This window comes from Chryseobacterium polytrichastri (genome assembly GCF_900142445.1).
Classification (GTDB): domain Bacteria; phylum Bacteroidota; class Bacteroidia; order Flavobacteriales; family Weeksellaceae; genus Chryseobacterium; species Chryseobacterium polytrichastri.
On record NZ_FRAV01000049.1, the window covers coordinates 18,267 to 34,813 of the forward strand.

The 16,547-nt window shown below is 35.5% G+C and carries 11 protein-coding genes; 8 read left to right on the forward strand and 3 right to left on the reverse strand.

All coding sequences use genetic code 11. From position 1 onward, the window contains the following. Nucleotides 1–2: 2 nt before the first annotated feature. From BUB80_RS20910 to BUB80_RS20920, 3 genes are read right to left on the reverse strand one after another with little or no spacing between them, the layout of a single operon-like run. A complete protein-coding gene (locus BUB80_RS20910; protein ID WP_073297359.1) occupies nucleotides 3–1,448 on the reverse strand; it encodes a sugar MFS transporter in 1,446 nt (481 codons plus the stop codon). 41 nt (nucleotides 1,449–1,489) lie between these two features. Beyond that, entirely contained in the window at nucleotides 1,490–2,218 is a 729-nt protein-coding gene (locus BUB80_RS20915; protein WP_083547341.1) for a lysophospholipid acyltransferase family protein, read from the reverse strand. Between the two features lie 3 nt (nucleotides 2,219–2,221). Then, on the reverse strand, nucleotides 2,222–2,680 hold the full coding sequence (locus BUB80_RS20920) for a GtrA family protein (protein WP_073297362.1): 459 nt from the start codon (nucleotides 2,678–2,680) through the stop codon (nucleotides 2,222–2,224). Nucleotides 2,681–2,910: 230 nt separating this feature from the next. Here BUB80_RS20920 and BUB80_RS20925 point away from each other — a divergent pair, with 230 nt between their 5' ends. The 8 genes from BUB80_RS20925 (at nucleotide 2,911) to BUB80_RS20960 (ending at nucleotide 15,840) form a co-directional block, all read left to right on the forward strand. Continuing rightward, the gene (locus BUB80_RS20925) at nucleotides 2,911–3,174 is read left to right on the forward strand and encodes a hypothetical protein (RefSeq protein WP_073297365.1); all 264 of its coding nucleotides are present in this window, start codon (nucleotides 2,911–2,913) and stop codon (nucleotides 3,172–3,174) included. A gap of 84 nt (nucleotides 3,175–3,258) precedes the next feature. Continuing rightward, nucleotides 3,259–4,110: a BadF/BadG/BcrA/BcrD ATPase family protein gene (locus BUB80_RS20930; RefSeq protein WP_073297369.1), complete on the forward strand. Its 852-nt coding sequence runs from the start codon at nucleotides 3,259–3,261 to the stop codon at nucleotides 4,108–4,110. 16 nt (nucleotides 4,111–4,126) lie between these two features. Continuing rightward, nucleotides 4,127–6,421: an NADP-dependent malic enzyme gene (locus tag BUB80_RS20935; RefSeq protein WP_073297372.1), complete on the forward strand. Its 2,295-nt coding sequence runs from the start codon at nucleotides 4,127–4,129 to the stop codon at nucleotides 6,419–6,421. A gap of 85 nt (nucleotides 6,422–6,506) precedes the next feature. Then, entirely contained in the window at nucleotides 6,507–7,151 is a 645-nt protein-coding gene (locus tag BUB80_RS20940) for an HAD family hydrolase (protein ID WP_073297375.1), read from the forward strand. Nucleotides 7,152–7,338: 187 nt separating this feature from the next. Further along, nucleotides 7,339–7,923: a Holliday junction branch migration protein RuvA gene (gene ruvA, locus BUB80_RS20945; protein ID WP_073297377.1), complete on the forward strand. Its 585-nt coding sequence runs from the start codon at nucleotides 7,339–7,341 to the stop codon at nucleotides 7,921–7,923. Between the two features lie 6 nt (nucleotides 7,924–7,929). Beyond that, nucleotides 7,930–15,000, forward strand: a complete 7,071-nt coding sequence (gene sov, locus BUB80_RS20950; RefSeq protein ID WP_073297380.1) for a T9SS outer membrane translocon Sov/SprA — start codon at nucleotides 7,930–7,932, stop codon at nucleotides 14,998–15,000. 110 nt (nucleotides 15,001–15,110) lie between these two features. Continuing rightward, on the forward strand, nucleotides 15,111–15,488 hold the full coding sequence (gcvH, locus tag BUB80_RS20955; protein ID WP_073297382.1) for a glycine cleavage system protein GcvH: 378 nt from the start codon (nucleotides 15,111–15,113) through the stop codon (nucleotides 15,486–15,488). Nucleotides 15,489–15,513: 25 nt separating this feature from the next. Continuing rightward, nucleotides 15,514–15,840 carry a VanZ family protein gene (locus BUB80_RS20960; RefSeq protein WP_073297388.1) on the forward strand — a complete coding sequence of 109 codons (327 nt, stop codon included), beginning with the start codon at nucleotides 15,514–15,516 and terminating at the stop codon, nucleotides 15,838–15,840. Nucleotides 15,841–16,547: the final 707 nt, after the last annotated feature.

Genomic DNA, 16,547 nt, shown 5'->3' on the forward strand with positions numbered 1-16,547 from the left:
TTTTAGTGACCACTACCTTTTGATATTTTATCTAAATCAATTCCCTGAGCTTTCAAAATTCCACTTACGCGGATCGCGTAAAATGCCAAATAAGCAAAGCAAATAACTCCTACGATATAACTTGCATGAATATTTGTTAAGTCAGCTACATATCCTTGGATAAGACTTACAACTCCACCTCCCATGATCATCATGATCAGTAGACCTGAACCTTGGTTCGTGTGCTTTCCTAGCCCATTGATCGCAAGAGCGAAGATGCATGGCCAAAGGGTAGAGCAGAACAATCCAACACTGGTAAATGCATATACAGAAACCATTCCTGTAGTAGCCATACCAATTAGTAAGGCAGTGATTCCTGCACATGAGAAAATAAGTAGCATTCTTGCAGGATTTCCTTTGCTCAGTATATCACAAATAATCATTGCGATAATAATAAGTCCATACACATAAAATGGAGCTAGATCGTGATGGGCTATGGCATTCACCAATAAGAATAATCCAAATGCAAGATACGGTGCTAAAAATCGTAAGATCTTTTTGAATCCTGCGCTAAAATCAAATGCATCTACTGCACCAGTCCAACGCCCAATCATCATGGATGCCCAATATAACGAAATATATGGGGCTACATCTTTTGTTTCAAAACCTAAGTCCTTTTCCATATAGGCAGGTAGGTTACTTGCAGTAGATACTTCTACACCTACATAAACAAATATGGCAATCATTCCTAGAATTAACTGAGGGTATTGTAATGCTGATTTTCTGTGCTCTCCAGGAGCAGAGTCGTCGGTGTCTTCAATATTGGTAGGGGTAATTGCGGGAAGCGAAGAAAACTTTAGTAAAAAAGCAACCACTGCAAATGCAGCTCCCAATATAAGGTAAGGAACCTTAACGCTTTCTATACTTGCTTCTGTATTGGCAGCACTTGCTGAACCGAAAATAGCAAAAGAAACAATAAGCGGACCTATTGTAGTTCCGAGGTTATTGACTCCTCCTGCCATTGTTAGTCGTTGAGAACCTGTTTCAGATGGGCCCACTTCAATAGCTAACGGATTGGCTACAATTTGTTGTAAGGAAAACCCTAGACCTACAATGAATAATCCGGAGATCATTAATGGGAACGATCCCATGTTGGCAGCTGGATAAAATAACAGGGTTCCTGCTGCGGAGATCAAAAGACCTACTATTAAACCGTTTTTATACCCGATTTTATTAATTAAATCTTGTTTCAGTCCTTTTGAAACAGCCATATAAATTAAAGAACCTACAGTATATGCTACGTAGAAACAAATCTGGACGAGCATACTTTCGGTTTGGGTTAAATTGAAGGCTTTTTTAAATACAGGGATCAGGATGTCATTACTTGCAGCGACAAAGCCCCAGAAAAAAAATACAATGACTAACGGAAGGAATTGCCCCCAATTAGTTTGTTTAGAATAATTCGACATGTTTGTTAAAAATTTCTTAATAACAAATATAATTATTTCTTTTAAATAGAGCGTTCTAGCAAGGTTTTTTTTATTTCCTCAAAAGCTTCTGTTTTCAGGCCTTTCGGGGAAGTTGAGGGTTCTAAAATTCCGTTAAAATAAACTTTTACTTTACCGGGATGCCCTTTTGTATTGTCAAATGGAAAAATTTCCTTTAATCCTATAAAAGTATAGATAGCTATAGGAGATTGATGCTTTGAAGATAAAGTAAAGGCCCCATCTTTAAATTCATCCAGAATAATTGAAGTATCATCGGGAACACCGCCTTCAGGAAAAATAACAATGCTGTTGCCTTCTTCCATTTTCTCGGCACATCTTCGGTAAACATCTGCGCGGCTTCTTGCACTGCTTCGGTCTACCATTACACATATCCTTTTATAGATGGTTCCGAAAATTGGGATTTTTACCAATTCTTTTTTTCCGACAAAACATACCGGATGTTTGGAACATAAAATGCACATCAGCATAATATCCATAATAGAAGTATGGTTGGATATGAAAATGTGTGGTCTGTTTTTATCTGCTTTTTGGTTAGAAAGATTAATGATCTCGTATCTTAATCCCATTCCGTAGAACATGGCATAGCTCCACATCCTTATAAATTTATAGGCGTATTTATAATGTCTTTTATTAAAAGATAATATATAGACAGGGATTCCGAAAAATATTGTTAGAACGAAGGCTAAAATCAACAGCCAGAATCTCCAGAGATAATTTAAAATCTTTATCACAAATTAACCGTTAAAAATTACTTTCTTCTTGATAGAATAATTAAGAATGGAAACCAATAATATTGCAGCAATCTTACTGGTTATTTCAGGGCTTAAGGTATAAAAAATTAAATTGATATTGTCTTTAAATATAAAGCTGTAAAAAATCTGAAAGAAACTAAGACTTAATAATGTTGAAATAAAAGAAACAACCATGAAATAAGCAAATTCTTTTCTTTTGGAATGTTTTCCTCTTTCAAATACAAACCAGATGCTCAGGAAGTAATTGGTAATGATCCCACAGCTTGTGGAGAAAATATTACTTAGCGGATAGTGTATTCCGTGGAAATTGGTTTCATGGGATAAAAACTGAGGCAGATACGTACTGAAGGCTTTAAAACTTCCAATCTCTATAATAGCACTGAGTCCTCCCGCAATAATGAAGAACAAAATTTGTTTTTGGCGTAGTATAATCTCTCTCATCCTGATTTTATGATATGCAAATTTATAACTATATGTTAAACACTAAAAAAAGATGTTAAATATTTTTTTTACATGAAAAATATTTCTAATTTTAATTTTCAGAATGATGCAAAGTAAACCTGATAATAAATTCATTTTCAACCGATTATGTTGATGGTTTTTTCTATCTTGTAAAGCGTGATTGAAGCGTATTCCCAACAATCTATTTACCAATTAATAACAATATTTGTATGAAACATCAAAACAAATACAGGAAATTCCAGCTTCAACAGAATAATATTGAAGCTTTGGAGAAAGAGAATTCTCGTTTCAAACGGGTGTATTCTGAATATGAAAATATGTCAAACGAACTTTGGAATCTTGAGAATTCTAATGACGAACCCGTTCCGGATGATTTTATTAACGCAATGATTCTTCAGACTTCATATTTAGAAGATGAAATTGAAGATTGGTTAATACAATTCAATGATAAAAAAGCTGATATAAAACATTAATCATTTAAGGTACCTTGTAGGTTGTTTGTAAAGGCTATTTAAAGATAAATTCATAATTTAGCATCCTTAAACTAAAATGAAAATATGGTTGCTATTGTTGATAGTGGTTCTACTAAATCGGACTGGGTAATACTTGATGATTTCAAAAAGGTTTTTCTAAAAACGGAAACCATTGGCTTCAACCCCAATTTTATCAACATAGAACTTATTGTTCCTGAGATAGAAAAGAATAATAATTTAACATCTGTTAAGAACTCCATTACCAAGGTATTTTTCTATGGTTCGGGTTGCGGTGTAGAAAAAAACCGTCAAACGATAAAAGAAGAGATCAGTAAGGTTTTCACCAATGCAACGGTTATTGTTAAGGAAGATCTTATGGCTGCTGCTTACGCTGCTTATAGCGGAAAGCCTGCAATCGTTTGTATTATGGGTACAGGTTCTAATTCTTGTTATTTTGATGGAGAAAATTTAACCATCAAACTTCCTTCTCTTGGTTTCTTAATGGGAGATGAGGGAAGCGGAAGTGCCATTGGAAAACAATTGGTGCGTAGATTTTTTATGCAGAAACTTCCTCAGGATCTTCATGATGAATTCGATGAGGTTTATCATTTAACGATTGATGATGCATTGAAAAATATGTATCATATCACAAGGCCTAATGCGTATTTAGCGGCTTTCAACAAATTTGTGATCGAAAGAAAAGATCATCCGTATCTTAGAGAGATGGTTTTAGAAGAAATGAGAAGTTTCTTCGATTATCAGGTTCTTCCTTATGAAGAGTCTAAACATGCCGAGATTAATTTTATCGGTTCCATTGCTTATTATTACGAAAATATTCTACGTTCTGCCGCTGCAGAGCTTAATTTAAATGTGGGACATATTGTACAAAAGCCTATCGAAAGCTTAGTAGATTACCACATTAAATATATACTTTAATCAAAAATAAAATTCTATGTCAAATAAAACCCACCGCGACGAAAAGAACTTCAATCAGGCCGCGTTAGATTATCATAAAGCTGAACCTAAAGGAAAAATTGAAGTCATTCCTTCAAAACCGCATTCTTCACAAAGAGATTTGTCTTTGGCATATTCTCCGGGAGTAGCTGTTCCTTGTATGGAAATCTATGAAAAGCCTGAAACGGTATATGATTATACAGGAAAAGGAAATCTGGTTGCTGTAATTTCTAATGGAACGGCAGTTCTTGGATTGGGTGATATTGGAGCAGAAGCTTCGAAACCGGTAATGGAAGGGAAAGGTCTTTTATTTAAGATCTTTGCAGATATCAATGTTTTTGATATTGAAATTGATGAAAAGGATCCGGATAAATTTATTCAGATTGTAAAAGGAATTGCTCCTACTTTTGGAGGGATTAACCTTGAAGATATTAAAGCTCCGGAAGCATTTTATATCGAGCAGAAGCTAAAAGAAGAATTGGATATTCCTTTGATGCATGATGACCAACACGGAACAGCAATTATTTCTGCTGCCGCATTGATCAATTCATTGCAGATTGCCAATAAAAAGATTGAGGAAGTAAGAATGGTCGTAAATGGAGCAGGAGCTGCAGCTATTGCTTGTACCAATTTATATATTTCTTTAGGATTAAAGAGAGAGAATGTTTTAATGTGCGATAGCAAAGGAGTTATCAATCATAAAAGAGAAAACCTTACTCCTGAAAAGCTAGATTTTATTGCGAATACAGATATTGAAACATTAGAAGATGCTGTAAAAGGATCTGATGTGTTCATCGGATTGTCTAAAGGAAACGTAATGACACCTGAAATGCTAAGCAGCATGACCGAAAATCCTATCGTTTTTGCTTTGGCAAATCCAGATCCTGAGATTGCTTACGACTTAGCTCTTGAAACTCGTAAAGATGTTATCATGGCAACAGGAAGAAGTGATTATCCTAACCAGGTTAACAATGTATTGGGATTCCCTTATATTTTCCGTGGAGCATTGGATGTTCAGGCAAAAGGAATTAATGAAGAAATGAAGTTGGCAGCCGTTCATGCTATTGCAGATTTGGCCAAAGAACCAGTTCCTGAAGCAGTAATTTTAGCATATAATGTTCAGAATTTACAGTTTGGTAGAGAATACTTCATTCCAAAACCTTTTGATAATAGATTGATCACTAAAGTTTCAAGTGCTGTTGCAAAAGCGGCGATTGATAGTGGTATTGCCAGAAAAACAATTGCAGATTTCGACGAATATGAAAATCAGCTTCTTGACAGAATGGGAAGAGATGAGAAGTTGATCAGAATGATGCAGAGCCGTGCAAGATCAAATCCTAAAAGAGTTACTTTAGGAAATGCTGAAGAATATAATGTATTGAAAGCTGCTCAGATTCTTTATGAAGAAGGAATTGCTTTTCCTAGTCTTTTAGGAAATAAGAAATATATTCAAGAGCAAATGGAGCGTTTTGGAATTCAGATGGACGTTCCGATTATCGACCCAAGTGATGATGATCAAAAAGAAAACAGAAAAAAATACAGAGAAACACTTTGGAAACTTCGTCAGAGAAAAGGAATGAACGAGTACAAAGCGAAGAGATACGTTCGTCAGAGAGATTATTTTGGACCATTAATGTTGAAACATGGAGATACCGATGCCTTAATTGTTGGTTTTTCTAAAAACTATACTTCGGTATTACGCCCTGTTTTAGAGGTAATCGAAAAAGACAAAGGAGTAGATAAAATTGCAGCAATGATGATGATCTTATCTGAAAAGAAGCCAATTTTCTTTGCTGATACTTCTATTAATCAAAATCCAACGTCTGAAGATTTAGTTAATATTGCTAAAATGGCTGAAATGACAGTGAAGTCTTTCGCTATTGAACCAAGAATTGCAATGTTAGGATTCGAGAACTTTGCGGCAATAGCAGACACTTCTAAAAAAGTGGCTAAAGCAGTAAGCATTCTTCACGAAAAATATCCTAAGATGGTTGTTGATGGTGAAATTCAACCGGATTTTGCGATGAACGCAGATCATTTAAGTGATTATCCTTTCTCTAAATTAGGAACAACGCCGGCAAATACATTCATATTCCCGAACCTTGAAAGTGCTAATTTATCATACAAGATCATTAGAGGTATGAAAGTTGCTCAGGTTATAGGACCAATCTTGATGGGATTAAAACAGCCTGTTCACGTTTTACAAATGCGTTCTAGTGTAGACGAAATTGTAAACTTAGCAACCGTTGCTGTTCTTGATGCTCAGAGAAGAGAGAGAAAAGACCAAAAATAAATAGAACATCACTAAACCTCATAGGTTTCTAAAACCTATGAGGTTTAAACAAAAAAAAATAAACACAAACACACAAATTTTGAAAATGAAGTTAAATGAAAAGGCGATTATTTTTGATATGGATGGAACCATTGTAGACAACATCCCTTATCATGAAGAATCGTGGATTATATTTTTGAAACACTATGGAATTGATATCAAGCGTGAAAATTTTAGCGCTCAAAATCATGGAACATTGGATGAAATGATCGTTCGCTTTTTTGGGAATGATTTATCTGAAACAAAAATATACGAGCTTGGACTTGAAAAAGAAAATGCTTATCAAACTTTATATAAAAGCAAAATGAAAGAGGTTACTGGGTTAACCTCTTTTCTTCAAAAATTAAAACAAAATAATATTAGAACGGGATTGGCCACTATGGGAATCCCTTCTAGTATTAATTTTATTTTAGATGGCTTACATATTAGAGAGTATTTTCAAGAAATTACCGGAGGTGTAGAAGTCTCCAATGGAAAACCCAATCCTGAAATATTTTTAAAGACCATTGAAAAGCTACAGGTAAACGCTAAAGATTGTGTAGCTGTAGAAGATTCAATGGGAGGGATAAAAGCCGGTAAAGATGCTGGAATGAAAGTGATTGGAATCACAACCACACATTCACTAGAGGAATTAATGGATAACGGTTGTGCTGAGGTGATTAATGATTACACTAATATTGAGATTGTCTAAAGTGTGTTTTTAGTTAAATAACTTTTAAATCATAATAATTTTACAAAGACTCCAAATTTTGGAGTCTTTTGTTTTTATGAAAAATTCTTGAGTTTTGTGTTAAAAATTAACTTAAATTTCATTCGCGCGTGAAATGAAAACATTAATTAGTTTAATTTGCTATATTTGGGAGTTTTAAAAATTAATAATGATATTTTCTTTACAAGGCACTGTTCAAGAACTTACGCCTACTTACACAGTAATCAACGTACAAGGAGTGGGTTACTATGTAGGTATTAGCTTAATGACCTCACAAACCCTGACTTTGAATCAGGCAACCGTACTTTTTATTCAACAGATCATCCGTGAAGATGCTCACTTACTTTTTGGTTTTAACACTCGTTCTGAAAAAGAAATGTTTAATTTGTTAATAAGTGTTAACGGAGTAGGTGCGGTTTCTGCACTTATTTTACTCTCTACTTTAAGTCTTGATGAGATTGCTTCTGCTATCGTTTCCAAGAACAGCGCATTGATCCAAAAGGCCAAAGGTTTAGGGGTGAAAACTGCTGAAAGAATTATTGTTGATTTAAAGGATAAGGTCCAGAAATTCACCAATGCAGAAGAAAATATTTCTACATTTGTGGATAATAAAATCAAAGAAGAAGCGTTATCTGCATTAGAAGTTTTAGGGATTCCTAAAAGAATGAGCGAGAAGATTGCAGACAAAATAATAAAACAAAATTCAACTATTTCGGTAGAAGAATTGGTTAAACAAATCTTAAAAAACATTTAACATTTGGTGGCGAATAATAAGTTTCTCAATATATTTTTGTTCCTGTCCTTTCTGTGTGTATCAGTAAGTACTTTCGCGCAGCAGCGACCCGTACGTGATACCGCAATCATAAAGAAAGACTATGAACTGGCAGATCCTACGAGGTATGAAGCCTTTTACGATGTGAAAACTGGCATGTATTACGTATATCCTAAAATTGGTAATACAGTAACCGGACCGCCAACGGCCATGTCTCCTGAAGATTATAAGGAGTTTATGCTGGCTGCACAAACAAAGGCTTATTACAAAGAAAAATCAGACAAATACAGTTTGATGTTCAGAAAAGACAAAAGTGATGCCAGAAGAAAAGGTTTGATTCCCTCTTTAACCATTCGAAATAAGCTTTTTGAAACCATTTTTGGAAGCAATAAGATTGAAATTATCCCTTCTGGATATGCATCTTTTGATTTTGCAGGTCTGTACCAAAAAATTGATAATCCATTAATTTTACCACAAAACAGGACGAGTTTTACTTTTGATATTAATCAGAGGATTCAGCTTGGCTTATTAGGGAAAGTAGGAGAAAACCTTCAGTTAAAAGCCAATTACGATACCCAAAGTGGTTTTGCTTTTGAGAATAGGATGAATTTGGTTTGGCAGGCAAAAGGAAGTTGGAAAGATCTTCAGCAAAAAGGTCTTGGAAATGTAGATCAGCCTAATGCAGGAGGAGAAGATAAAATTATAAAAAGAGTTGAATTTGGTAACGTAAATATGCCACTTTCAACCAGTTTAATACGAGGCTCGCAGTCTCTTTTTGGGGTTAAAACAGAATTCCAATTGGGGAAAACTTTTGGTACCGTAGTCCTTTCTCAACAGCAAGGGGAAGCCCGAAATATTGTTGCACAAGGAGGTGGAGTAGTGAATAACTTTAAGATGAATGCCTTAGATTATGAAGATAATCAGCATTACTTTTTAGGCCATTACTTCTTAGATAACTATGACAATTCATTGCTTAATTATCCACAGATCAATTCAAAGATAAGTATCACCAGATTGGAAGTTTGGGTGTTGGATCAAGGGAATAGCAATTTAGCGTATCAGAAAAGTATCGTAGGGATTAGAGACCTTGGAGAAGGTCCTTCAGGATTACCGGATAATACGCAAAACGGACTTTATCAGGCAGTTTCCACTACAATGGGAACTCCAAGAGACGCAGGGGCAAATTATGCTGATCTTATACAGGGGAAAACTTTCCCTGGAAATCCTGTGCCGTATCAAAATAGTGAGGAATTTATTTTTAATAAAAAGGCAAGAAGATTAAATGCTAACGAATATATTTTACAACCTCAATTAGGATATATTTCATTAAATCAAAAACTAAATGACAATCAGCTTTTAGCAGTTTCTTACTCTTATACCGTTAACGGAAGTAATCAGGTATATAAAGTAGGGGAATTCTCCGAAGAAAGCCCTGTTTTGGTGACGAAAGTCTTAAGAGTAAATAATAGGTTGAATGTTGCTTCTCCGATGTGGGACTTGATGATGAAGAATATCTATTCTTTAGATGCGGGACAAGTAAATCAGGATGGATTTATTTTAAATGTATTTTATAGAGATTCGGAAACTGGAGGTAAGGTAAATTACCTTCCAAACACCATTGTTAAGGATACCAATTTATTGAAATTACTGAACTGGGACCGACTCAACACAAACGGAGATGTACAGAATAACGGAAGCTCAACCGGAGATGGTATTTTCGACTTTGTAAACGGCATCACAATACGGCCGGAAACAGGAAAGGTTATCTTTACCAAAGCTCAGCCTTTTGGGAAGTATATGTCGCAGGTATTGGGAAGTAATGACCCGCAATATGTGTTCAATGAATTATATACTCAGCAGAAAATCAATGCTTCTTCCAATAACCTAGCCCAACGATATACATTAGAGGGACGTTATAAAGGAACACAAGGACAAGGAATTTCTTTAGGAGCGGTAAACGTTCCGCAAGGTTCTGTAAAAGTGTCTGCCAATGGGGTACAACTAACAGAAGGTATCGACTATACAGTTGACTATATGTTAGGAACTGTTACAGTCATTAATGATCAGGTAAAACAATCAGGTCAGGCAATTAATATTTCATTAGAAAATCAATTAACATTTAATACCCAAAGAAAAAGGTTCTTGGGATTAAATTTAGAAAGAAGAGTTAATGAGAATTTTATTTTTGGTGGAACAGTTATCAATTATTCCGAGTCTCCACTTACCCAAAAAGTAAACTATGGTCAGGAAGCAGTTAACAACACAATGGCTGGGGTTAACTTAATGTATAATAATCAACTTCCATTCCTTACGAGATTAACAGATAAGATTCCTTTGGTAAATACCGAAGCACCATCTAATTTGAATTTCAAAATGGAAGCGGCATATTTACTTCCAGGTCTTAATAAAGGAACAAATGACCAATCTTATATTGATGATTTCGAACAAACAACTTCTAAGATTTCATTAAAAGAGCCTACCGCTTGGAGTCTGGCATCGAAACCTGAAAAGAACAAATCAGATGCTTTGTTTCAGAACGCTGGGTTGAATAACGATATCACGAACGGATACGGAAGAGGTCTATTATCATGGTATAATATTGACCCTAGATTTTGGGGTGTAGGAGGAAGAGCTCCGGCAGGAATTACTCCGCAGTCGGTTTCCAACCATGCTTCCAGGAGGGTTCAGCTTTCGGAGATTTACAACAACAGAGATTTTGTAGCGGGTGAGCAGACTTTCACCAATACTTTTGATATATCATACTATCCTCAGGAAAGAGGTCCTTATAACGTTAACCCTAATAATGAAACTACACAGCAGAGATGGGCAGGTATTATGAGGCCAATAAGTGTTTCCAACTTTGTAAATTCTAATATTGAATATGTAGAATTTTGGATGATGGATCCTTATGCTGATGGAAATAATCTGGGGACTGCACCGAAACTATTATTACAGTTAGGAAACGTTTCCGAAGATGTATTGAAAGATGGGCAAATGCAATATGAAAATGGTTTACCCACAGGATCTACACCTTCTACCACCACCAGTACAAATTGGGGAGTTCAGCCAAAACAGCCACCAATTTTGTATGCATTTTCGAGTGAAGGAGATGACAGGAGAGCTCAGGATGTAGGATATGATGGTTTAAGTTCAGAGCAGGAAGCTGCGAGATTTGGAAATACTTTCATTAACCCTGTAACCAATATTGCCGATCCAGCAGTAGATGACTTCGTATTTTTTATGTCGGATAAATTTACAGGAAGTCAGGCAGCGTCACTTATTCAGAGATATAAATATTTCAGAGGACCGGAAGGGAACTCTCAAGCTAACTCTTTAGAAGTATCTTCTCAGACTCCGGATGCAGAAGATATCAACAGAGATTATAACTTAGATCAGAATGAAAGCTATAACCAGTATGAAGTAAAATTAGATAAAGGAAGTTTAGCATTAGGTCAAAACAATATTGTGGATGTTAAAACTGTTCAGGCAACCTTTCAAAACGGACAGACGGATCAGGTAAAATGGTATTTATTCAGAGTTCCTATTGCTCAGTATGTAGCCACTGCAGGAGATCATTCTCAAGATGTTCTTAATAATGTAAGATTTGCAAGAATGTTACTAACAGGTTTTGATCAGACTTCTACGCTGAGGTTTGGAACATTAGATCTTGTAAGATCAGACTGGAGAAGGTATCCTAAAAACTTTGCAAAATATGGAACTGATGCTGTTGCTGATCCTGCAACTGATGAAGGTACAATTACGGTTACTGATCCAAATAATTTTGAAATAGGAAGTGTAAATATAGAAGAGAATGCACTAAACCAACCTCCTTATGTATTGCCTCCGGGAATTGACAGACAGGTATTAAGTGGAAATGCTGGGGCACAAAGACAGAATGAAGCTTCTTTGTATATGAGAGCTAGCAATTTGCCTAGTACAGAAGCAAGAGGGGTATTTAAAAATGCTTCATTAGATATGAGGAGATATAAGAAGTTAAAACTTTTTGTACATGCCGAGGATCCTAAAAATAGAGTAGAGGGGCTAGATAAGGATACCAAATTCTTTGTTCGTTTTGGAAGTGATGCAACGGATAACTATTATGAATATGAAGCTTCTTTAAGAATCACTCCTAAAACTGCCACAGCACCATTGGATATATGGCCAATGGAGAATGATGTAGATCTGAATATCCAAGACTTTGTAGATGCTAAAATAAGAAGAGATAAGAACAATCCAAATGATATTGCCAAGAGAATTATGGATGATCAGTTTGGAAGTGATATTAATTTTAAAAAGATCTATATTAAAGGTCGTCCAAGTTTAGGAAATGTAACCTCTATTGTATTGGGGGTTAGGAATGCTAGAGCTAGGGGAGATATTTCAGTAGACAGAGTGCTTTGGGTCAATGAGATGCGCCTCTCAGAAATTGAAAATGACGGAGGATACGCTGGAAATGCAAGCTTAAACTTCAACCTTGGAGATTTCGCAGTTGTTAATACAAGTGCATCATATACATCTGTAGGTTTCGGTAATATCGATTCTAAACCATCAGAAAGAAATCAGTCTACGCAATCTGCATTCAGTATTAATACAGCAATTAATGTAGATAAGTTCCTACCTGAAAAAACTGGAGTGAAAATTCCATTAAACTATTCTTATTCACAAACCATAGAAGATCCAAAATACAATCCTTTGGATACCGATGTGGAGTTCAATAAAGCAGCCAATAAAGAGCAGCTTAAAAAGGTGGCAAGAACATATACTCAACAAAGAAGTTTGGGGGTGGTGAATATGCACAAGGAAAGAATGAACCCGAACAAGAAATCTAAATTCTATGATATAGAAAACGTTTCAGTTACGGCAGTTTATAATGATGATTATTTTAGAGATATCTATACAAAGAAAAACTACAGACAATATCTGAGAGGGTATGTAGATTATAATTATACTTTCAAACCATGGGTAGTTAAGCCGTTCAATAAAATGATCAGCGATACTGCAAAGTCTACAAAATATTTAAGATGGGTGAAGGAGTTTAATTTCAATCCGGTTCCTACAAGATTATCTTTTAGAACAGAAATTGACAGAAATTATAATGAACTTGAATTTAGAAATATCGAATCCATTTTAAGCGGTAATATAGCTGATGATTTTGCAGCAATCAGAAATAGAAATTTCTATTTTGGTTGGCAGTATGGATTAGGTTTCAACTTTACTAAATCATTGAAGCTTGAAATTAACTCTGTAACAAGAACGCTGAATGATAACGTGGATGTGAACACAATGGATAATACGGCAATCTTTGGAAATATATTCCGAGCAGGAAGACCGGTATTGTATAACCATAGAGTTCAGTTAAATTACAAACTACCATTCCAGTATCTTCCTTACATGGATTTTATTGATGCGGAAGTTGGATACGGATTTACCTATAACTGGAATGCAAGATCTACAGCGTTACTTTCTTCTCCGAATGGAAGTCTAGGATCTATTGCTCAGAATACAAGTGTTATTCAGGCAACAGCAACAGCTGATTTTCCTAAGTTCTTTGGACAGTTTAAGTATTTCAAAAATATATCGAATAAACTTCAAAAGCGTAAGCAAGAGAACGACTCTCTTAATAATGTATACACGCAACAATGGGAGAAGAACAGATATAAGTTTAAAAACTATAAGTTCAAGAATAAGTTAACACCACTACAAAGTGCAGCATTCTTATTAACATCATTTAAGCAGTTAAATGTTACTTATTCTGAAAATAACGGAACGGTACTTCCGGGATTATTATCTGCACCTAATTTCTATGGATATGGGCAAACATTAGGAGGTCCAACACTTGGATTCTTGTTTGGATCACAGGCAGATATCAGAAGATTAGTAATGGAAAATGGTTGGGTAAGTGATTCAGAGTTTATGACGGATCCTTATATCAAAATGTCTACAAAAGAACTGAGGGCCAATTTACAGATCATGCCAATGAATGATTTAAGAATTGATGTGAGTGCTTTACATACCTATAATAGAAACTTTACACAAACCGGATTCAATTATCGAGATAGCAATGGTAACCCAAATCCTAACTATACTTTTGCAAATGATTTTGTGACGTATTCAAATTCAGTAATACTTCTTAAAACATCATTCACTGATGGGCAGGCGATTTTCCAGACCATTAAAGAAAATGCAAGAGCAATCTCTCAGCAAATGGGTGGTAATATTGGAGCAGATGGCTTTACAGAAGGACACAGTATTTCTAACGCTTATGTTTTAATCCCTGCATTTAGAGCAGCGGTTGAAGGGAAGGCTCCGGAACTTATCGGGAATGCCAAAAAAGCAGGATTGCCATTGCCAAACTGGAAGGTTACGTATTCAGGATTAAGAAATGTACCATTCATTAATGGTCAGTTCTCTAAGTTTGATATTCTACACGGTTATACTGCAACCTATACAGGAACAGGGATACAGTCAAGTGTTGATTACTTTAATACACTGACTTCATTAACAAGTTCGGGTAGAGATGTTAATAACGATTATATCAATCCGTTTACATTCGCTCAGGTAGGATATGTTGAAAACTTCTCACCACTTATTGGGATAGATGTTACAATGAGAAACAACTTCCAGTTCGGTTTACAGTATAACAGAGCAAGAATGTTATTATTAGGATTAGTAAACCATACGCTTACAGAAGATGCGAATACGGAATATGTGGTAAGATTAGGCTACATCGTTCGTAACTTCAGATTAGGAATGACCAATGTAAGAGGCCGTGGAAGAGGAAAAGGAAGCGATCTTAACATCAGAGGAGATATCTCTTTAAGAGATAGTAAAACAAGTATCATGAATATCTTATTAGATGATTCTCAGGTGACAGGTGGACAGAAATTGATGAACATCAGACTTTCTGCAGACTACAACGTTTCTGAAAATCTTAACCTAAGAGTATTCTACGAACAAATGACTTCAAAGTATAAAATATCAACAGCATTCCCTCTGTCAACAATCAGAGCCGGACTTTCTGCAACATTTACATTTGGAGATTCAGGTGGTGGATTCTAAGATAAACAAACATAAAACTAAATGTCCTTCAACTTTGAGGGACATTTTTTATATTCAATATTTGAACGTACTATTATTTTGAATACATTTGTAAAAATAAAAATTTAAAAATGAACACACCATCAGAATTAAAGTACACTAAGGACCACGAATGGATCAAGATTGAAGGAAACGTGGCTACAATTGGTATTACTGATTTTGCACAAGGAGAGCTTGGAGATATCGTTTATGTAGATATAGATACGGTAGATGATGATTTAGAAGGAGGTGCAGTTTTCGGAAGTGTTGAAGCAGTAAAAACAGTTTCAGACCTATTCTTACCTATCGCAGGAAAAGTGATTGAATTTAATTCAGAATTAGAAGCTCAGCCGGAATTGTTAAATTCAGATCCTTATGGAAACGGATGGATCATCAAATTAGAATTGGCTGACGGTGCAGATCATTCAGAATTACTTACAGCAGAAGAATACCAAGCTATCATTGGATAAAATTTCAAAAATATTTAGTAAGATATTGCCCATTTATTGGGCATTTCTTACTTATATGCTCCTGAAGCCGGGGGAAGAGAACCAGGAATATTGGTTTATGTTCAGTGGGCTAGACAAGGTCTTACACTTAAGCATATTCGCAGCACTAGGTTTCTTACTCGTTGGGAGCTTTCCAAAAATCAAGTTTGCCTATTTTTTCCAAATCATTCTTTTGTACGGATTCTTAACCGAGATCCTTCAGGAGGAAATGGGATTAGGTAGGTCTATGGAATTCTTAGATGTCGTAGCAGACGCTATCGGCTGTTTAATCGGGTACTATACTTATAAGCTATTAGTCAAGCGATTTTTCTAACCAGACAAGCATAGTAAGGATTGAAGGCTTTCATTCACCATTTTCTATCTCACGCCCTTTTTTAGAAGCTTAATCCAGCTATCCACTCATACTCCTCACGCCGGCGCACTCCAGCGCTCAAACCCTTTCTCTCTCCAACCCAATGTTGCGGGGTACCCGTTTCTATCTGGGCTAGGGTATTTGTCGTACTTTTCAACAGTCAGCATCCCCACAAAGTTTACAATCCTGTAAGGATCTCAATAACGCAATTCAAAAAGTGTAGAGATTCTTCACTCCCCTGTGTTCCATTCGGAATGACAGCTTCCCATATTCCCTCTAAACCTAACAGGTTTCAAAAACCTGTTAGGTTTTTTTTAGCATTTAGAAAAATTATATTTCAACATTTTATCCATCCACTAATACCTGTCTCAATCTTTGCAATATCCATGCACCCACAATCATCTGTGTCAATCTGCGCAATCTGTGGGAGACAAAAACAGTCTTTCCTGGATGCCTCACATTCAATCGCAATCCCCAACTCAAACCTCATAGGTTTCAAAAACCTATGAGGTTTTGATATACCTTATATATAATAGGAACCCATTTCAAAAACATTTTAAGCAATACAAAGCAGTCTTATAATATATTTAAAACTACAATTCACCAATGTGGATAACTACTTTATGTTATATAAAGTAAATAAAATCAATTATTTAGCGCACTTACTT

What these genes read in the sequence shown, in the direction of transcription:
- BUB80_RS20930 (WP_073297369.1), top strand. Translation starts at nt 3,259, where the DNA reads ATGGTTGCTATTGTTGATAGTGGTTCTACTAAATCGGACTGGGTAATA.
- BUB80_RS20910 (WP_073297359.1), bottom strand. Translation starts at nt 1,448, where the DNA reads ATGTCGAATTATTCTAAACAAACTAATTGGGGGCAATTCCTTCCGTTA.
- gcvH (WP_073297382.1), top strand. Translation starts at nt 15,111, where the DNA reads ATGAACACACCATCAGAATTAAAGTACACTAAGGACCACGAATGGATC.
- BUB80_RS20925 (WP_073297365.1), top strand. Translation starts at nt 2,911, where the DNA reads ATGAAACATCAAAACAAATACAGGAAATTCCAGCTTCAACAGAATAAT.
- BUB80_RS20920 (WP_073297362.1), bottom strand. Translation starts at nt 2,680, where the DNA reads ATGAGAGAGATTATACTACGCCAAAAACAAATTTTGTTCTTCATTATT.
- BUB80_RS20940 (WP_073297375.1), top strand. Translation starts at nt 6,507, where the DNA reads ATGAAGTTAAATGAAAAGGCGATTATTTTTGATATGGATGGAACCATT.
- BUB80_RS20935 (WP_073297372.1), top strand. Translation starts at nt 4,127, where the DNA reads ATGTCAAATAAAACCCACCGCGACGAAAAGAACTTCAATCAGGCCGCG.
- ruvA (WP_073297377.1), top strand. Translation starts at nt 7,339, where the DNA reads ATGATATTTTCTTTACAAGGCACTGTTCAAGAACTTACGCCTACTTAC.